A 17764-nucleotide genomic window follows, 5' to 3' on the forward strand; every position below is an offset into this window, starting at 1 on the left:
CTGAAAAAGTGCTGCGTATAAAAGCAACTACCTTGCCATCTTGCGATATTTTTCTAACTCGTTGATTTTTCGTGGTTTAGACGTTTCGGCTCCCAGCGCTTGATTTCACGTCTGAAATTTCCTGTTTCGAAACTGAAATCCGTAGCGCATACTGGATTTTTTTTGCGCAGACGATCATGCAAACCGAAACCGCCTCGCGCCCGCGCATCTGGGCGGTCGGCATCAGCCGGCTAAGGGATTTGTTCATCGATCTCGTCGACACCTACGCCGAGCGCGCCGAACTCGATGTCGTGGCGCTCGGCTTCGAGGATGCCGCGAACAGCATCGAATCGGCGCGCGACGGCCGGCCGGATGTCGTCGTGGCGGGCGGCTCGAACGGCGCTTATCTGAAGAGCCGCGTGTCGGTGCCGGTCGTCGTCATCAGTCCGACCGGCTTCGACGTGATGCATGCGCTCACGAAGGCGCGGCGCGAGGGCGCGAGCGTCGCGCTCGTCACGCACGGCGACACGCCCGCGGAAATTCGCCGCTTCCTCGCCGTGTATGGCATCGACGTGATTTGCGCGTCCTATCGCTCGGCGCAGGACGCCGAAAACCTCGTGCTCGATCTGCGTGATCGCGGCGTCGATGTGGTCGTCGGCCCCGGCCTCGTCGCGGATCTGGCGGCGGACGCGGGCATGAGCGCGGTGTTTCTGTATTCGCGCACGTCGGTCGTCGCCGCGTTCGAGACGGCGCTCGAAGTCGCGCAGGCGATGCGCCGCGAAGTCGCGCGGCGCAATCGGCTCGACAACCTGTTGCAGCATCTTCGCGATGGCGTCGTCGCCGTCGATGCGCTCGGCCGCATCGAAGCGATCAATCGGCGGCTCGCCGCCGCGCTCGGCATCGCGGATGCGTCGCGCGCCGTCGGACAGGCGTTGCTCGATGTCGCGCCCGAACTCGACGGCGTGCTGCCTTCCGCCGACGGCGACGTGTTCGGCGCGGTGCGCGGCGTGAGCTACGCGATCCATCGCGGACCGCTCGCAAGCGATGGCGCGTCGGGCGGCACGATCTTCACCTTCCAGGAATCGCGCGCGGTCGAGCGGCTCGACCGGACGCTGCGCTCGCGGCAGGGCGCGCAGGAATTCGTCGCGCGTTATCGGCTGGAGGATGTCGTCGGCGAATCGGAGTCGATCGAGCGCGTGCGTTCGCTCGTGCGCCGCTACGCGAAATCCGACGCCACCGTGCTGATTCTCGGCGAAAGCGGCACGGGCAAGGAGATGGTCGCGCAGAGCATGCATCGCCTGAGCCGCCGCAAGGACTTTCCGTTCGTCGCGATGAACTGCGGCGCGTTTCCCGAAGCCCTGCTCGAAAGCGAGCTTTTCGGTTACGAGGAGGGCGCGTTCACCGGCGCGCGCAAGGGCGGCAAGGCGGGGCTGATCGAGGCGGCGCATCGCGGCACCTTGTTTCTCGATGAAATCGGCGAGATGCCGCCGTCGCTGCAAAGCCGGCTGCTGCGCGTGCTGCAGGAGCGCGAAGTGATACGGCTCGGATCGACGGAGCCGACGCGCGTCGATATTCGCGTGATCGCGGCGACGCATCGCACGCTCGCGCAAGGCGTCGCCGATGGTTCGTTTCGCGCCGATCTTTTTTATCGCATCAATATTCTGAGCATCGCGTTGCCGCCGTTACGCGCACGTTCCAGCGACGTCCTGCTGTTGGCGACCGCGCTGCTGGCACAGGCCGCGCGGCGCGACAAGGCGCTTGCGTCGCGCGTGCCCGATCGCGAAGCGGCGGCGCGCGTGCTCGCGCCGCTGGAAGATGCGCTGTGCCGATATCCGTGGCCGGGCAATGTTCGCGAGTTGCAGAACATCGTCGAGCGTATCGCGGTGGAGTTATCGGATCGGGATGCGCCCGTTGCACTCGCGCTCGACGAACTGGAAGCGATCGCGCCTGAGCTGTTCGAGGACAAGTCCGACGCAAACGCGGACCGCTCGCTGCGCGATCTCAGCCGATCGGTGGAAGCCGATCAGGTCCGCGCATCGCTGGCTGCGTTCGGCGGCGATCGCGATGCCGTCTGCAAGGCGCTCGGCATCAGCAAGACGACGTTGTGGCGAAGGCTCAACGCGAAGCCGAAAAGCTGACGAGCCGCGTAAATGTGTCCGTAAGCTCGCGCTGCTAGCATCTCCTCTCTTTCCCAATCCAGAACCTAACGAACTCATGAAAAAGGCTGTCATTGCTGTGTTTGCCGCTGGTGCGGCATTTTTTTCCGTCGCTCCGGGTTTCGCCGCTTCGCACAATCACCATCAGGTTTGCCACAAGGTCAAAGTGCATCATCACTGGGAACGCCACTGCAAGTAAGCGCGTTTCGCAGCCGAAGGCGATGAGCCCCGTTCGCATTTTCCGACGGGGCTTTTTTTCGTCTCGCGACGCCGCGATCGCGCCGTGAAAGCGCGCTGTTAACAGTCGCCGTCGCCTATACTTTTTTCGCAGTCAATCGATATCCATACTGCGGCTTTCCCGAACGGAAGCGCTGTTGCTCATGCGCCATTGCCGCCTTGTCCTGCTTCCTCTCTGCCTCTTTATGCACGCAAAGAAAACGCGGCGCGTCAATACGTGCGGCCGCTTCACTTTCATTCGATGAGGACACCATGGCTACCTACATCATGCTGCTGAATTGGACCGATCAGGGCGTGCGTACCGCGAAGGACACGGTCGATCGCGCGCGCGCATTTCGCGAAGCGAGCAAGGCGATGGGCGCGACCATCGGCGCACTGCACTGGACGCTTGGCGCATACGATCTCGTTACATCGTTCGATGCACCCGACGATGAAACCGCGACGCGCCTCGGCCTCGCGCTCGGCGCACTCGGCAACGTCCGATCGACGACGATGCGCGCGTTCGGCGAAAGCGAGATGGAACGCATCGTCGGGGGATTGAAGTGAATCGGATAACTTAATAACGCATCGACCTCTGCATTTGGCGTGCCCGGGCGCGGCACGGTCATTGCGCAACTCATGATCGAGCAGACGGAAACGCCTGCGTCCTAATTTCCAGTCCGATCAAGGAGGGACGGATCATGAACAAGGCAATTGGCGTACTCATCGCGGCTGTAGCCGCGGCGGCACTGTCGAGCGGCGTTTATGCGCAGACGGCGGGAGGATCGAGCGGCTCGACGGGCAGCACGGCCAGCCCGGCGAATCAGGTGAACGGTGCGACGGGCGCATATGGCACGCCGGGCACCACCCATTCCGGCAGCGGCATGGCCGCCAAGCCCAATAGCGGCTTGCCGAGCAGCACGAACAGCACGACGAAGTCCGACGCGCCCGCGCCGAAGAGCAACAACACCTTGGCAACGCCGAGCGTCGTATCGCCGGCAGCCGGCCAATAACGCGGTATGAAAGACGGCGACCCATGTATCGGGTCGCCGGGCGTTGTGCGCTGCAATGCGTAGCAGGCGGATGTCGCAAGTTGCGACATCCGCATGGACAGGACTTCGGCAGGGTGTCCGATTTTGCGACACACCCTGCCGATGCCGTCATCACAGAGCGCGAAGGCCATCCACGCAGGCTCACGCGATGCCCCCGCTCGCTTAGCGATTGGCGTGGTCCTTGCTCTTATCCCGGCGCATCGCTTCAGGCGAAGCATCGACGATAACGAACAAGGAGACATCACGTGAAGGCTGCCGTGCTGCATGAGTACGACGAAACGTTGTCCCGCGACGAATTCGTCCGCTATCAAGACGTCCCCACTCCCGAAATCTCGCGGCCCGACGATGTGATCGTCCGGATCGGCGGCGCGGGTGTGTGCCGGACCGATCTGCATATCGTCGAAGGCATCTGGCGCAGCAAGGTCGATATCGCGCTGCCCTACATCATGGGCCACGAGAACGCCGGCTGGGTCGAGGCGGTCGGGCGGGGCGTCGAAAGCGTCAAGGTGGGCGATCCGGTCATCTGCCATCCGCTCGTCACGAGCGGCCACTGTCTCGCGTGCCGGCGCGGCGACGACATGCACGCGACCGAAAGCCGTTTTCCCGGCATCAACTCGAACGGCGGCTATGCCGAATATCTCGCGACCGGCGAACGTTCGCTGATCCGCCTGCCGTCCACGCTCGCGCCGAAGGACGTCGCGCCGTACACCGACGCGGGCCTCACTGCCTATCGCGCCGCGAAGAAGGCATCGCGTCATCTTTTGCCGGGGCAGTTCGCCGTCGTGATCGGCGCGGGCGGTCTGGGTCACATCGGCATTCAGGTGCTGAACGCGCTGTGCGCGGCGGAGATCGTCGTCGTCGACCGATCGGAGACCGCCCTCGCGCTCGCGAAGGAATGCGGTGCGCATCATACGGTTCAGGGCGGCGACGACGCCGTCGAGCGCGTGCTCGAACTCACGCAAGGCAACGGCGCGGAAGCCGTGATCGATTTCGTCGGCGAAGGCAACGCGATCGCGCAAGGTCTCGCGATGACGCGCAACGCGGGCTTCTATTACATCGTCGGCTACGGCGGAAAGATCGACATTCCGACGATCGACATGATCACGAGCGAAAAGACCATCGTCGGCAATCTGGTCGGCACGTATCCGGAACTCGTCGAGCTGATGGCGCTGGCCGATCGCGGACTCGTCCATCTCGCGACGCGCGAGTATCGACTGAGCGAGGCGAATCAGGCGCTGCGCGACCTGCATCACGGCAAGGTGAAAGGACGCGCGGTCCTCATTCCGTAACGACCGGCCGGCCTCGCGACAGACGAGGCCCGCAAGCCAGGCTTTCAGCGGAGAACGCCATGACTGCGCAGGGCCAACCCACGCCCATATCGGAGCGCGTGCGGCTCGTGATCGAGCTCACGTGGATCAATTCGGAGCATCTGCGAAGCAAGAGCCGTTTCGCGGGCGTCGAAATCGAACTCGAAAGCGCGCTGGCCGCGAGCCGGCCCGAAGCGCGCACGTCGCTGCAATTGTTGCGCATCGAAATGCTGCGCGATCAGCTTTGGGAAGCGGACCGGGCGCTGAGCGCGCTGGAGGAAGAGCGCGCGCGTCTGGAGGCGGCGCTCGCGAACGCGGAGGCGGCGACGCGCACCGCGCATGGCCGCGATCCGCGATGAACGTAAGCGCGCCCACGCCGCTCGTCGAGCTGCTCGGCGCGTGCTGGACGGCGCACGCGAGCGTGACGGCGGCGACGTGGAATGTAGGCGGCACTCACGCGGGCTTCACGCTCGGCGATGGAACGCTCGTGCTCGCGTCGGGCGAATGGGAAGGCGGTCCGCAACTCAAGGCGCACGAGACGCGCGGCGTCGAGTTGATCAAGGCCACCGCGCCGCCGCCGCCGCTCGCGCGCTTTGCGATACACGATGGCGCGAGCCTCGGGCTCGCCGCCGATGCCGATGGCGGCTTTCTGAGCGCGGGCGATGACGGCAGGCTCGTGCAGATGGACATCGATGGCAATGTGCGCCAGCTCATAGCGCAGCACGGCCGACGAATCGATCACGTCGCCGTCTCGCGCTCGGGCGTGCGCGCGTATGCGAGCGGCGCGCTGGTGCGGCTCATCGGCGCGATGGAAAGCGAGTTGACGCTGCCCGCTTCATCGACCGCGCTGATGTTTGCGCCCACCGCGCAGCGACTCGCCATCGCTCACGCGGGCGGCGTCACGCTGTGGGATACGCGCGCCGCGACGTCGCGGCTCTTTGCGTGCGCCGGATCGCCGCGCGCGATCGCGTGGAGTCCCGATGGCCGGTATCTCGTCGCGGGCACGGAAGGCAACGCGCTGCACGGCTGGCGTCTTCCCGATGGCGACGATATCGAACTCGGCGGCTATGCGCTGCAGCCCGGCTCGCTGTCGTTCTCGGCGGACGGCCGCGTGCTCGTCACGAGCGGCGGACCGCGCGCGGTGTGCTGGCGCTTCGATCCGCCCGATGCGGATGATCGTCCGCGCGAATGCGGCGTCGCGGGCAGCGCGCCGGTGAGTGTCGTCGCGTGTCATCCGTCGTTGTCGCTGATCGCGGTCGGTTATCGAAGCGGCGCGGTGCTGTTGTGCCAGCCCGGCGGCGCGGACGTGCTGTTCGTCCGGGCCAACGGCGGCGCGGCGATATCCGCGCTTGCGTGGGCGCCCGACGGCGGGCGTCTCGCCTATGGCACCGAAGCCGGCGAGATCGCGCTCGTGTATTTGCCGCACGCGCTATTCCGCATTTCAGGTTCGCATTAGACGCTCGAGGGAGACGGAGATGACGACCGATGCATCCACGAAGGAAGCGTTTTTCGAGCGGCTCGGCGCGCTGTCCGACGACATGATCGCCGCGCATGGCCGCGACTTCGCGATGGGCGCGCTGATACTCGCCGCGCGTTTCATCGCACAAGGTCAGCCGGTCGCGGATGCGGCGAATGCAAGCGCGAGCAAGATCATCGTCGACCATTGAGTGATGTCGCAATTCGGGACACCGTAAGAAATTCGATCGTCGCGTTCCACGACACAAGCGCATCGAAAACCCATGAAAAACGGCGTATTCGCGGATGGCACGCTTGTCGCTCTTCAAGCTGCCGTGCCGATGCAAACGGCGCAATCGCCCTGTAACCGGACAAGGAGAGCTCGATGTCAGAAGCATTAACGCTCAACAAGATCACATCCCAGCGAGGCATCAGTATCGGCGAGGCGGCAAAACGCGTCGCCGATCTCGGCTGGACACCCAGTTACGTTCAGGAAGCGATGACCTTCCCGACGGACTACAAGATCAGCAAGGCGCCGCGCGATCCGATGAAGCAGGTGCTGCGCTCGTATTTCCCGATGCAGGAGGAAAAGGACAACCGCGTCTACGGCGCGCTCGATGCCGCGCTGCGCGGCGACATGTTCCGCAATGTCGAACCGCGCTGGGTCGAATGGATGAAGCTGTTCCTCGCGATCATTCCGTTCCCGGAAATCTCGGCCGCGCGCTCGATGGCGATGCTGGGCCGTCTCGCGCCCGGCGAAGAACTGCGCACGGGCTTCACGATGCAGATGGTCGACGAGTTCCGCCACTCGACGATCCAGATGAATCTGAAGAAGTGGTACATGGAGAACTACATCGATCCGGCGGGTTTCGACATCACCGAAGCCGCGTTCGGCAAGTGCTACGCGACGACCATCGGACGTCAGTTCGCTGAAGGCTTCCTCACCGGCGACGCCGTGACGGCCGCCAACGTGTTCCTGCAAGTGGTCGCGGAAACGGCGTTCACGAATACGCTGTTCGTCGCGATGCCGTCGGAAGCCGCGCGCAACGGCGACTACGCGCTGCCGACGGTGTTCCTTTCCGTGCAATCGGATGAGAGCCGTCACATCGGCAACGGCCATTCGCTGATGATGTCGGTCATCAACGACCCCGACAATCATCTGCTGCTCGAACGCGATCTGCGTTACGCGTTCTGGCAGAACCACGCGATCGTCGATGCGGCTATCGGCACGTTCATCGAATACGGCACGACGGACCGCGACAAGAAGAAAGAGTCGTATGCGGAGCTGTGGCATCGGTGGATCTACGAAGACTATTACCGCACCTACATGCTGCCGCTCGAAAAGTACGGCATCAAGATTCATCACGACGATGTCGCCGCCGCGTGGGATCGCCTCGTCAAGAAGAACTACGTGCACAAGGTCGCGCAGTTCTTCTCGGTCGGCTGGCCGGTGAACTTCTGGCGCATCGAGGCGCAGACCGAGAAAGACTTCGAGTGGTTCGAGCACAAGTATCCCGGCTGGTATGCGGAGTTCGGCGAGTACTGGAAGTGGTACGCGAAGAAGAGCGTGCCCGGCCAGACCAACATGCTGTTCGATCAGGAGAACGGCTACGTGTATCCGCATCGCTGCTGGAGCTGCCTCGTGCCGTGCCTGATTCGCGAGGACTTCTGCGTCGATGAAGTCGACGGCAAGCTCTACACGTATTGCTCGGAGCTATGCCGATGGACGCACAAGGTCGCGTTCGCGTCGGAATACGAAGGCCGCCCGACGCCTGCGATGGGCCGTTTCAGCGGGCGCCGCGAATGGGAAGAGGTCTATCACGGCTGGGACCTCGCGGATTGCATCAAGGATCTCGGCTTCGTGCGCAGCGACGGCAAGACGCTCGTGCCTCAACCGCATCTGCGTTTCGACAACCGCGACATGTGGACGCTCGATGATGTGCGCGGCCACACGATCCAAAGCCCGATCGTGTTGATACGAGAGATGACGCCGGAGCAGCGCGAGAAGCACATCGCGGAGTATCGCGCGGGCTTCACGATCAATCCGTGCAATTGACCGATGCGAGGGAGGCGCGTATGAGCGGCGATGAGTCTGTGACGCACACGGTCCGCTTCGAGCCGGTCGGTGTGGAGATGTCGGTCGAGGAAGGCGAAACCGTGCTGGAAGCGGCGTTCCGTCAAGGCATCGCCGTTATGCACGGATGCAAGGAAGGGCAGTGCAGCAGTTGCAAGTCGTTGCTGGTCGAAGGCGACGTCGAGATGAAGAAGTATTCGACCTTCGCGCTGCCCGACTACGAGAAGGAATCGGGTCACGTCTTGCTTTGCAGGACGCTGGCCTACAGCGATCTCACCGTCGAACTGCTCAACTACGACGAAGACCTGATGCGCCGCTCCATACCCGTCGCCGAATACGACGCGACCGTCACGAGCATCGCCGCGCTCACGCACGACATCAGGCTGCTCGAAGTGGAACTGAGCCGTCCGTTGCGTTACTGGGCGGGGCAGTACGTCGATCTGACGCTGCCATCGGCGGGCATCACGCGCTCTTTCTCGATGGCCAATCCGCCCGATGGCGAACGGCGCCTCTCCTTCATCATCAAGAAGTACCCGAACGGCGCGTTCTCGTCGCGGCTCGACGAAGGTCTCAAGCCCGGCGACCGGATGATCGCGAAAGGTCCGTACGGCACCTGCTTTCGACGCGAGGATCAGCCCGGCCCGATGGTTCTCGTCGGCGGCGGATCGGGGATGTCGCCGCTGTGGTCGATCTTGCAGGACCACGTCGCGAGCGGCGAAGAGCGGCCCGTGCGCTTCTTCTACGGCGCGCGCACGCGCCGCGATCTGTTCTATCTCGACGAGTTCGCGGACTTCGCTGACAAGCTGCCGGACTTCCGCTTCATACCGGCGCTCTCGAACGCCGAAGCCGCCGACGAGTGGACGGGCGAGACGGGTTTCATCCACGAAGTCGTGAGCCGCACCTTGCGCGACGAAGCGCTCGCAGGCGATATCGATGCCTACACGTGCGGTCCCACGGCGATGATCGACGCCGTGATCCCGGTGCTGCAAATGGCCGGCGTAGAACCGGAACGGCTGTATTTCGACAAGTTCACGCAGGCGGTCCGATGACGGCCCGTCGCCCTGATATTCGCTGATCGGAAAGGAGACATGACATGAGTACGTCGACGGAGCAGTCATCGCCGCTTAAGTCGGGCGCTGCGGGCGCGGCGCAGTTCGTGGGCTGGGACAGCCGCAAGTACAACTATTTCGAACCGAAAGGACGCAAGGCAAGCCATTACGAAGACATGACCGTCGACGTGCAGCCAGACCCGAAGCGCTATCTCATTCAGGACTGGATACTGCAATTCGCCGACGGCACGCCGACCTATTCCGAAACGTGGACCGCCGCGCAATGCTCGGACTGGCACACGTTCCGCGCGGTCGATGAAGAATGGGAGCGCACGCACTATCAGCGCCAGTCGACCATCGTCGGAATGATTACGAACGCGATCGGCAATGCGCGGCGCTCGGGCGCGGTCAAGCGCTTCGACAAAGCCTGGGTGAAGGTGCTCGAACATCATCTCGGCGCGTACAAGCACGCGGAATTCGGGCTCGGCACGGCGACCATGCACGCGCAGCGCTACGGCTACACGCAGATGATCAACAGCGCGATCCTGACCAATGCATCGTACAAACTGCGCTTCGCTCAGGACTTGACGTTGTATCTCGGCGAGATCGCGCTCGATCTGCCGGGCTTCGATCTCGATGCGGGCAAGGAGCACTGGCTCAACGATCCGATGTGGCAGGGCACGCGCCGCGCGATCGAAACCATCGGCGGCGCGACCGATTACCTCGAAAAGTATTTCGCGGTGAACGTCGTGTTCGAGCCGCTCGTCGGCGATCTCTTTCGCAGCGGCTTCATCATGCAAGTGGCTGCCGCGCAGAACGACTTCGTGACGCCGACCGTGGTATCCGCCGCCGAAGGCGACTACGAGCGCAATCTCGCCAACGCGGTCGAGCTGTTCCACATGCTTGCCAACGATCCCGCGCATGGCGATGCGAACCGCGCGCTCTTCGGCGCATGGCTCGACAAGCATGGCGCGCTCGCCGCCGATGCCGCGAAGCATCTTCAGCCGATCTGGTCCATTCCGCACGCGAAAGCCGCGCAATACACCGACGCCCTGAGCAGTTCGGTCGAGCGCGCGCAACTGATCGCGAAGGAAGTCGGCATTCCGTTTTCGCTCTCCATTCAAGCCTGAATCCACCGCGAACAGGAGCCGCTCATGTCAGTGCATACCGACAACATCTTCAAGCCGATCAAGGATCTTCGCTTCGATCAGACCATCTCGCATCAATGCGGCGTCACGATGAACGACAGCGTCGAGGCGCGCGCGATTGCGGAACTGATGGCGACGAAGCCGGGCATCACCGTGACGTATCTGCCCGCGATGATCCGCATCGACGGGCAGGGAAAGATCGAGTTCAAGATGGGCGAAATCAGCGACGTGCTGGGCCGCGAGATGACGCCACATCTGTTCGAGATATCGACATCGACGCATTACGGACGGATGGTGATGATCGACGACGATACCGTCGTGCTGTTCGGCAACATGGAAGACGCAATGGCCTACGAATGAAAACGTTCGCGGGTGCGCCCGCGAGCGACAACCCCACGGAGACAGCAACATGTTCAGAACCCAGGACGGCGAGGACATTTTCATCATCGACGGGCACGTTCATCTTTGGGACGGCAGCAAGGCGAACGTGAAGAACGTGCATGGCCAGCAGTTCATCGACTGCTTCTATGCGTATCACAAGAACCTGAGCCCGAAGGAATACCTGTGGCCGAAGGAAAAGTTCGACCAGTACGGCGAAGCGGTCATGTATGAAGACCTTTTCGTCACCGGTTACGACGACATGGCGATCTGCCAGCCGACCTATCTGACCGACTTCTACAAGAACGGCTTCAATACCACCGAAGCGAACTATGTGGTGAAGAAGAAGTATCCGCATCGGTTCATCGTGAACGGCGCGTTCGATCCGCGTGACGGCGAAGCGGGGCTCGAACGTCTCGAGGAGCTGGCGCAGTTGTACAAGATTCAGGGCGTGAAGCTCTACACGGCCGAATGGCGCGGCGACAGCAAGGGCTACAAGCTCTCCGATCCGGGCGCGTACCGGTTTCTCGAACGCTGCGAGAAGCTCGGGATCAGGAACATTCACGTTCATAAAGGACCGACGATCCTGCCGCTCAATCGCGATGCGTTCGATGTCGCCGATATCGACGACGTGGCGACGAGCTTCCAGAACCTGAACTTCATCGTCGAGCATTGCGGCTTGCCGCGTCTCGATGACTTCTGCTGGATCGCCACGCAGGAGACGAACGTGTATGGCGGCCTCGCGGTCGTGCTGCCGTTCATCCACACGCGGCCGGAATACTTCGCGCATGTGATTTCGGAGCTGCTGTTCTGGATCGGCGAGGACCGCATTCTCTACGGCAGCGATTACGCGATCTGGTCGCCGAAGTGGCTCATCGACAAGTTCATGGCGTTCGAGTTGCCCGAATCGGTCGCGAAGGAAACGGGCGCGAAGCTGTCGCTGGAGGCGAAGAAGAAAATCCTCGGGCTGAATGCGGCGCGTCTGTACGGCATCGATATCGAGGCGCAGAAGAAGCTGCTCGAACAGACGCCGCAAAGCGCGGTCGCGCACGCATGAGCGCCGCGAGCGCGGTGAGCGAACCGGCGGCGCAAGTGTGGGAGCGGCTCGCATCCGTCATCGATCCGGAACTCGACGAGTCGGTGACGGAGCTCGGCTTCGTCACGTCCGTCGATGTCGATGCCGATGGCGGCGTGAGCGTCGCCTTCCGGCTTCCGACGTACTGGTGCGCCGCCAATTTCGCGTATCTCATGGCGGCGGACATGCGCGCGGCGATCGCGAATCTGCCGTGGGTGACGGGCATCGGCATGACGCTCGACGAGCACATGTACGCCAACGAGATCAATCGCGGCATGGCGCAGAACCTGTCGTTCCGGCAGGCATTCGGCGATGCCGCGAACGACGATCTCGACGCGGTGCGGCAGACATTTCTCGTCAAGGCATTTCAGCGCAGGCAGGCGGCGTTGCTCGCGCATCTGCTGGCGAGCGGGCGCGAAGCGGAGGCGCTCGTGCGGCTCACCATCGGCGAGCTTGCATCGCTTGCCGACGAGCCGGAACGCGCGCATCTGATCTCGCGTTACATGGAACGGCGTCACGTATGCGGCGGCGCGATGGACGAAGCGCAGCCCGCGTTCATCGACATACACGGCGTGCCGCTCGATCCTGCGACGCTCGGCGCGTATCTGCGCGAGTTGCGGCGCGTGGGCGTCAACGCCGAGTTCAACAGCGCGCTATGCCGCGGTCTTCTTGCGGCGCGTTACGACGATGTCGAAGAGAAGCCGGTTCGCTTCTATCCGCGAACGCGCGATGCATCGACGATACGGACATAAATCGAAAGACAGGAGACAGGAGCACACGATGCCGAACATCATGTTGCATGACGAAGAAGCGCGCGCGGCGCTCGGCCGGGGCGTGGGCAAGCTCGCGCGGGCGGTACGCGGAACGCTCGGGCCGAAGGGCATGAACGCGATCATCGACCGGCCGATCGGCTCGCCGATCATCTCGCGCGACGGCGTGAGCATCGCGAGCGAGATCGAGCTGGAAGATCCGTTCGAGAACATCGGCGCGCAGGTCGTGCGGGAAGTGTCGAAGCAGACGAACGACGTCGCCGGCGACGGCACGACGACCGCCACCGTGCTCGCCGATGCGCTCGTGCAGCAGGGCCTCGAATGTCTCGCGGACGGCGCGAATCCGGTCGAACTCGTGCAGGGCCTCGAAGCCGCGGTGTACGAAACGATCGACGCGCTCAAGCGTTCCGCGACGCCGCTTTCCGGACCGGAAGAAGTGCGCGCGGTCGCCGTGGTGGCCGCCAACGACGAATTTACCGGCGGTCTCGTCGCCGAGGCGCTGGAGCGCGTGGGCGCTGACGGCATCGTCGATGTCGAATACGGCTCGACCGTCGAGACGCGGCTCGAAGTGGTGGAAGGCATGGCGTTCGACCGCGGCTATCTTTCGCATCACATGGTGACGGACATCGAACGCATGCAGGTCGTGCTCGACAATCCGCTCATTCTCATGACGGATCAGCGCCTGCAAAGCCAGGACGACGTCGCCGCGATTCTCGCGCTCGCGAACGAGCACAAGCGCGCGCTCTTCATCATCGCGGAGGAAGTCGCGCCCGCGTGCGTCGTCACGCTGCTCGCCAATCGCGACAACGGAGGCTTCGGCGTCGCGGCGATTCATCCGCCCGAATACGGCCACTGGCGGCGCGCGATGCTCGAAGACATCGCGATCGTCACCGGCGGGCGCGTCATCGCGCGCGATCTCGGCGGCCGGCTCGACGCCATCGACATGCGCGACTTCGGCAGCGCGCGCCAGGTGCGCGTGTCGTCGAATCAGACGATCATCACGGCGGGCGCGGGCGACCCCGCCGCCGTATCGGCGCGACGCCAGCAGGTCGCGCGGCAATATGACATGGCGCCGGAGAACGTCGAGCGCGACAAGTTCGAAGTGCGCCTCGCGAAGCTCTCGGGCGGCACCGCGATGATCCTCGCGGGCGGAGCGACGCCCGTCGAGCAGAAGCGCCGGCTTCATCTGATCGAGGATTCCATCAACGCGGCGCGCGCGGCGATTGCCGAAGGCGTGGTGCCGGGCGGCGGCACGGCGCTGCTGCGGGCATCGGCGCAACTCGACGGATTGATCGCGCGAAGCCACGGCGCCGCGCAACTCGGCGCGATGCTGCTCAAGCGCGCGCTCGCGAAGCCGTTGTTCACGATCGCGTCGAATTGCGGACTGGACGGCGCGTCGATCGTCGCGCAGGTGGCGAAGGCGGATCGCGCGACCGGACTCGACGCGCGCACCGGCGAGATCGCCGATCTGGCCGCGCGCGGGATCATCGATCCCGTGAAGGTGAGTTACAGCGCCGTGCGCAACGCGGCCTCCGTCGCCGCGCTGATCCTGACGACGCAGACGCTCATCGCGAAGAAGCCCGACATCACCGATCCGACGGCGGGCCCGGCGCTCGGCGCGGGCGCGGAGCTGCTCGGCCGCAAGTAGCGCGCGCTGCTGCGCTGCGACACAGCGCGCGCCGCCAACGGGGGCGTTTTCCCCGAGAGGACGAGAGACGCACGAGGTCTATACTCAGCGGACTGTGCTGCGCAATCGCCGGGCCAAGCCGGCGAATCCCGATGCAGCAGCCCCCGCGAGTCGCGCCGACGCCCGCCGCAAGAGCGGGCCGCGCTCCACCTCGCACGGAGGAGACACATGACGAGGCGCCTCATCGGTATGCCGGCTGGCGGCGGTCGCGCGAGCGACCCCTTCGTCGCCGGGTGGACGCGGCCCGACGCAAGCGCCGCCGATCACTCCGACACCGACACCATGCTCGCCTGGGAGCGTTTTCTCGCAGGCGAGATCAGCACGGCCGCGCCGACCGAACTGATCGCATCATGGAAACGAAGTCTGCAATCGGGCGTGAATCCGACCTCGGGCGCAGCGCCGTTCGCCGTGCATGGCGATGCGATCAACACGCTGCGCTGGCGGCATCGCGAACTGCTCGCGGCGTCCGACCGGCTTTTCACGGCCACCGCCGATCTCTTCGCGGATTCGTATTCGATCCTTCTCTTGACCAACGCCGACGGCGTGATTCTCAAGGCGGCCGGCGATCTGCGCACGCTCGACGCCGGCGAAAAGATCCATCTGATGACGGGCGGCGACTGGCGCGAGGCATCGGCCGGGACCAACGGAATCGGCACGGCGCTCGCCACGCGTCAGCCGACTTACGTGCACGGCTCCGAGCACTTCTGCGAAGGCATCAAGGCATGGAGCTGCGCCGCCGCGCCGATCTGCGAACCGGGGACCGGCGCGGTGCTCGGCGTGCTGGACATATCGGGGCCGCCATCGACGTATCAGATCAACAATCTGACGCTCGCCGTCACCGCCGCGCGCCAGATCGAAATGGTGCTCGCGGAGCAGGTGGCGCGCGAGCACATGCGTCTGCTGGCGTTCTGCTTGCAGCGGCTTTCCTCGACGGATGCCGCCGGGCTCATCGCCATCGACCGGCACGGACGGCTCGTGCACACGACGGCGCGCATCGCACTGCCGGTCAATCCGGGCGAGCGCTTTCCCGGCATGGGCGAGCATTTCCCCGTCGAGGACTGGGCCAATCATCTGCCGCAAGGACTGCGGCCCGAGTGGTTCAATCCGGTCGTCGCGGACGGCGAAGCGATCGGCGCGATGCTGATCGTGCCGCAGCCTTCCGGCCTCTCGAATGCGTCGCGTCTTGCGGGCGGCGCGCGCCGCGTCGGGCCGCAAGTGCAGCCGCGCGGCGAAGCCGACCCGCAACGCAACCGCTTTGAGCAGATCATCTGCCAGAGCGCGGCGATGCAGCGCGCGATCGAACGCGGACGGCAGCTTGCGCGACGGCGCGTGCCGGTGCTGATCGAAGGCGAAACGGGCGTCGGCAAGGAGCTGTTCGCGCGCGCGATCCACGGCGAGGAATCCGACGAAGGACCGTTCGTCGCCTACAACTGCGGGGCGGCGTCGAAGGAACTGATCGGCGCGGAACTCTTCGGCCACGTGCGCGGCGCTTATACGGGCGCGACGGCGGAAGGACGTCCCGGACGATTCGAACTCGCGCATGGCGGAACGCTGTGCCTCGACGAGATCGGCGAATTGCCGCTGGAACTGCAGCCGGTGCTGTTGCGCGTGCTCGAAGAAGGGGTGATCTATCGGCTCGGCGATACGCAGGCGCGTCGCGTGGATGTGCGCCTGCTCGCCATGACGAATCGCAATTTGCGCGAGGAAGTCGAGTGCGGGCGATTCAGGGCGGACCTTTACTATCGCGTCGGCGTCACGCGGATTCGCATTCCGGACCTGCGCGAGCGCGATGGCGACGTCGATCTGCTGATCGATCACTTCAACCGCTCGCTCGCGCTGCGTCACGGCGTGCCGGCGCGGCAGTTTCCCGACATCGTGATGGAAGTGCTGCGCGCCTATTCGTGGCCGGGCAATGTGCGCGAGTTGCGCAACGTGGTCGAGAACCTGTTGCTGACATCGAATGACGAGCGCGTCGCGCTGGTCGAGCTGCCGCCGGAAGTGCTCGATGAATCGCCGACCGTGCGTGACACGGTCATGTCGAACGCGACGCCCGGCGCGGGCAGCCTCGAGGAAACCGAGCGCTTCGCGATCGCGCGTGCGTTGCGGCATGCGCAGGGCAACATGGCGCAGGCGGCGCGCGCCCTAGGCGTGTCGCGCAGCACGCTGTATCGCAAGATGGAGCAGTATCGGCTTGCGGTCGACGAAAAGCGTTCGTAGCGCAAGCCGTTCTCGGATATCGCCAGCGCGCCGCGCCCTTACCGCAGCGAATAGAAAGTAACACCCGGTAAGGTTTGACGCGAAGTGTGCATTCATCGGGCATTCGATCTGTCGAGGCATGCCATATCGTTCGATACGGCGACTCAATCCGCCGACGCCCAATGAACGAACACATCTCCGAGAACGAACCAAACATGAATACACGAAAGAAGTTGCACAGCCCATCCATCGACTTGCGGCGCTGCGCGCGTCTCGTTGCGTGCGTGATGTTGACGTCGCTCGGCGCGATGACTGCATCGCATGCCGCGAGCTTTCGCTGTCCGCATGACGCGTCCGCGTCGGAGCGGCTCGTCTGTGCGGACCCGGAACTTTCATCGCTCGACGATAAGCTGGCCGCCGTTTTCCGCGAGGCGCACGACGCGACGACCGACGCGACCGCGCTCGATGCGGATCGCGTGGCGCAATGGCAATGGCGTCAGCGCAACTGCAAGGACAAGGCGTGCGTGACCGACTGGTACACGCGGCGCATCTCCGAGCTGCAAGCGGACGTCGCGCACGGAAAGAAGCAGACTGCCGAGCACATCAAGTACGGCATCGCCGAACAGCGGCTTGCGCCGTCGGCGGAAGCGGCCGTGCTTCGGATGAAAGGGCTTGACGGCGGGAAGGATGAACAGGCCGGCGCTGAATCGAAGACATCGGCCGATGTCGAAAAGAAGAGCGCCGTCGTCGGACAGGTGAACGTCGAACGGCTTCGCGCGGCGTCATCCGCACACTACGAGACCGCTGCTGCCGCTCCGTTGATGAACGCGAACATCACGCACAATCCCGCGCTTTCGACGCCATGCAAGAGCGACTGCGCGCAGCGGCAAGTGCGTATCGCTTTCTAGTTTCGGCTTGATCCGGTGAAGGGCGACGTGGAGGAACGCGTCGCCCCGAGCGCGTCAGCAGGCCAGCGCGCAGTAGATTCCGCCGAGCGTGCCCGCCGCGCCCAGACCCATTCCCAAAGCGATGTTTCCTACGGTGGTGGCGCATCCGCCGAGCATGAAGGCGAGCAGCAACGCGATGAGGGAAGTAATGAGTTTGCGCATGATGTAGCGATTCGGTTTGCGGTAGGCGGGAGAGACGTCTTCGACGTGCGGCATACGAGGCACGAGGCCGGAGCCGATCGTAGCAACGGCCAGTCGCATCCATTGCGCGGAAA

Annotated in this window: 18 protein-coding genes; 17 read left to right on the forward strand and 1 reads right to left on the reverse strand. The window is 64.1% G+C overall.

Annotated elements, in window-relative coordinates; genetic code table 11:
• The first annotated feature begins 176 nt into the window (after window positions 1-176).
• The 17 genes from prpR to LDZ23_RS33560 all read left to right on the forward strand — a co-directional run bounded on the left by prpR (window position 177) and on the right by LDZ23_RS33560 (window position 17450).
• Window positions 177-2117: a propionate catabolism operon regulatory protein PrpR gene (gene prpR, locus LDZ23_RS33480; protein ID WP_008345867.1), complete on the forward strand. Its 1941-nt coding sequence runs from the start codon at window positions 177-179 to the stop codon at window positions 2115-2117.
• Between the two features lie 76 nt (window positions 2118-2193).
• Window positions 2194-2334 (forward strand): hypothetical protein, encoded by a 141-nt coding sequence (locus tag LDZ23_RS33485; protein WP_244808892.1) that lies wholly within the window; start codon window positions 2194-2196, stop codon window positions 2332-2334.
• Between the two features lie 290 nt (window positions 2335-2624).
• On the forward strand, window positions 2625-2918 hold the full coding sequence (locus LDZ23_RS33490) for a GYD domain-containing protein (protein WP_008345865.1): 294 nt from the start codon (window positions 2625-2627) through the stop codon (window positions 2916-2918).
• Between the two features lie 134 nt (window positions 2919-3052).
• The gene (locus LDZ23_RS33495; RefSeq protein WP_244808893.1) at window positions 3053-3364 is read left to right on the forward strand and encodes a hypothetical protein; all 312 of its coding nucleotides are present in this window, start codon (window positions 3053-3055) and stop codon (window positions 3362-3364) included.
• Between the two features lie 284 nt (window positions 3365-3648).
• Window positions 3649-4692 (forward strand): NAD(P)-dependent alcohol dehydrogenase, encoded by a 1044-nt coding sequence (locus LDZ23_RS33500; protein WP_008345864.1) that lies wholly within the window; start codon window positions 3649-3651, stop codon window positions 4690-4692.
• 59 nt (window positions 4693-4751) lie between these two features.
• A complete protein-coding gene (locus LDZ23_RS33505) occupies window positions 4752-5069 on the forward strand; it encodes a hypothetical protein (protein ID WP_008345862.1) in 318 nt (105 codons plus the stop codon).
• Window positions 5066-6166: a WD40 repeat domain-containing protein gene (locus tag LDZ23_RS33510; RefSeq protein ID WP_034473658.1), complete on the forward strand. Its 1101-nt coding sequence runs from the start codon at window positions 5066-5068 to the stop codon at window positions 6164-6166. Before LDZ23_RS33505 ends, LDZ23_RS33510 begins: the two co-directional genes overlap by 4 nt.
• A gap of 19 nt (window positions 6167-6185) precedes the next feature.
• Window positions 6186-6377, forward strand: coding sequence for a hypothetical protein (locus tag LDZ23_RS33515; RefSeq protein WP_008345859.1), 192 nt, complete (start codon window positions 6186-6188; stop codon window positions 6375-6377).
• 173 nt (window positions 6378-6550) lie between these two features.
• A complete protein-coding gene (locus tag LDZ23_RS33520) occupies window positions 6551-8221 on the forward strand; it encodes an aromatic/alkene/methane monooxygenase hydroxylase/oxygenase subunit alpha (protein WP_008345857.1) in 1671 nt (556 codons plus the stop codon).
• Window positions 8222-8241: 20 nt separating this feature from the next.
• A complete protein-coding gene (locus LDZ23_RS33525; protein ID WP_008345856.1) occupies window positions 8242-9288 on the forward strand; it encodes an NADH:ubiquinone reductase (Na(+)-transporting) subunit F in 1047 nt (348 codons plus the stop codon).
• 44 nt (window positions 9289-9332) lie between these two features.
• On the forward strand, window positions 9333-10418 hold the full coding sequence (locus tag LDZ23_RS33530) for an aromatic/alkene monooxygenase hydroxylase subunit beta (RefSeq protein WP_008345854.1): 1086 nt from the start codon (window positions 9333-9335) through the stop codon (window positions 10416-10418).
• Window positions 10419-10442: 24 nt separating this feature from the next.
• Complete coding sequence (locus LDZ23_RS33535) at window positions 10443-10796, forward strand: MmoB/DmpM family protein (RefSeq protein ID WP_008345851.1); 354 nt, start codon at window positions 10443-10445, stop codon at window positions 10794-10796.
• Between the two features lie 49 nt (window positions 10797-10845).
• Window positions 10846-11871 carry an amidohydrolase family protein gene (locus LDZ23_RS33540; protein ID WP_008345850.1) on the forward strand — a complete coding sequence of 342 codons (1026 nt, stop codon included), beginning with the start codon at window positions 10846-10848 and terminating at the stop codon, window positions 11869-11871.
• Window positions 11868-12641: a metal-sulfur cluster assembly factor gene (locus LDZ23_RS33545; protein WP_008345846.1), complete on the forward strand. Its 774-nt coding sequence runs from the start codon at window positions 11868-11870 to the stop codon at window positions 12639-12641. The genes LDZ23_RS33540 and LDZ23_RS33545 overlap by 4 nt, the downstream gene beginning before the upstream one ends.
• Before the next feature lie 28 nt (window positions 12642-12669).
• Window positions 12670-14307: a molecular chaperone GroEL gene (gene groEL, locus LDZ23_RS33550; protein ID WP_008345844.1), complete on the forward strand. Its 1638-nt coding sequence runs from the start codon at window positions 12670-12672 to the stop codon at window positions 14305-14307.
• 207 nt (window positions 14308-14514) lie between these two features.
• Window positions 14515-16563 carry a sigma-54-dependent Fis family transcriptional regulator gene (locus tag LDZ23_RS33555; RefSeq protein ID WP_008345842.1) on the forward strand — a complete coding sequence of 683 codons (2049 nt, stop codon included), beginning with the start codon at window positions 14515-14517 and terminating at the stop codon, window positions 16561-16563.
• A 194-nt stretch (window positions 16564-16757) separates the two neighbouring features.
• Window positions 16758-17450, forward strand: a complete 693-nt coding sequence (locus LDZ23_RS33560) for a lysozyme inhibitor LprI family protein (RefSeq protein WP_144403547.1) — start codon at window positions 16758-16760, stop codon at window positions 17448-17450.
• A 54-nt stretch (window positions 17451-17504) separates the two neighbouring features.
• On the opposite strand, the gene LDZ23_RS33565 is transcribed toward LDZ23_RS33560, so the two are convergent.
• On the reverse strand, window positions 17505-17750 hold the full coding sequence (locus tag LDZ23_RS33565) for a hypothetical protein (protein ID WP_144403548.1): 246 nt from the start codon (window positions 17748-17750) through the stop codon (window positions 17505-17507).
• Between the last annotated feature and the right edge of the window lie 14 nt (window positions 17751-17764).

Origin of the sequence: Caballeronia zhejiangensis, from assembly GCF_022879815.1 — a bacterium.
GTDB classification, from domain to species: domain Bacteria; phylum Pseudomonadota; class Gammaproteobacteria; order Burkholderiales; family Burkholderiaceae; genus Caballeronia; species Caballeronia zhejiangensis.

Coding starts and splice junctions, on each gene's coding strand:
- LDZ23_RS33565 (WP_144403548.1), bottom strand. CDS start 17,750: ATGCGACTGGCCGTTGCTACGATCGGCTCCGGCCTCGTGCCTCGTATG.
- LDZ23_RS33545 (WP_008345846.1), top strand. CDS start 11,868: ATGAGCGCCGCGAGCGCGGTGAGCGAACCGGCGGCGCAAGTGTGGGAG.
- LDZ23_RS33510 (WP_034473658.1), top strand. CDS start 5,066: ATGAACGTAAGCGCGCCCACGCCGCTCGTCGAGCTGCTCGGCGCGTGC.
- LDZ23_RS33535 (WP_008345851.1), top strand. CDS start 10,443: ATGTCAGTGCATACCGACAACATCTTCAAGCCGATCAAGGATCTTCGC.
- LDZ23_RS33560 (WP_144403547.1), top strand. CDS start 16,758: ATGAATACACGAAAGAAGTTGCACAGCCCATCCATCGACTTGCGGCGC.
- LDZ23_RS33525 (WP_008345856.1), top strand. CDS start 8,242: ATGAGCGGCGATGAGTCTGTGACGCACACGGTCCGCTTCGAGCCGGTC.
- LDZ23_RS33490 (WP_008345865.1), top strand. CDS start 2,625: ATGGCTACCTACATCATGCTGCTGAATTGGACCGATCAGGGCGTGCGT.
- LDZ23_RS33530 (WP_008345854.1), top strand. CDS start 9,333: ATGAGTACGTCGACGGAGCAGTCATCGCCGCTTAAGTCGGGCGCTGCG.
- LDZ23_RS33520 (WP_008345857.1), top strand. CDS start 6,551: ATGTCAGAAGCATTAACGCTCAACAAGATCACATCCCAGCGAGGCATC.
- prpR (WP_008345867.1), top strand. CDS start 177: ATGCAAACCGAAACCGCCTCGCGCCCGCGCATCTGGGCGGTCGGCATC.
- LDZ23_RS33495 (WP_244808893.1), top strand. CDS start 3,053: ATGAACAAGGCAATTGGCGTACTCATCGCGGCTGTAGCCGCGGCGGCA.
- LDZ23_RS33555 (WP_008345842.1), top strand. CDS start 14,515: ATGACGAGGCGCCTCATCGGTATGCCGGCTGGCGGCGGTCGCGCGAGC.
- LDZ23_RS33505 (WP_008345862.1), top strand. CDS start 4,752: ATGACTGCGCAGGGCCAACCCACGCCCATATCGGAGCGCGTGCGGCTC.
- groEL (WP_008345844.1), top strand. CDS start 12,670: ATGCCGAACATCATGTTGCATGACGAAGAAGCGCGCGCGGCGCTCGGC.
- LDZ23_RS33515 (WP_008345859.1), top strand. CDS start 6,186: ATGACGACCGATGCATCCACGAAGGAAGCGTTTTTCGAGCGGCTCGGC.
- LDZ23_RS33485 (WP_244808892.1), top strand. CDS start 2,194: ATGAAAAAGGCTGTCATTGCTGTGTTTGCCGCTGGTGCGGCATTTTTT.
- LDZ23_RS33540 (WP_008345850.1), top strand. CDS start 10,846: ATGTTCAGAACCCAGGACGGCGAGGACATTTTCATCATCGACGGGCAC.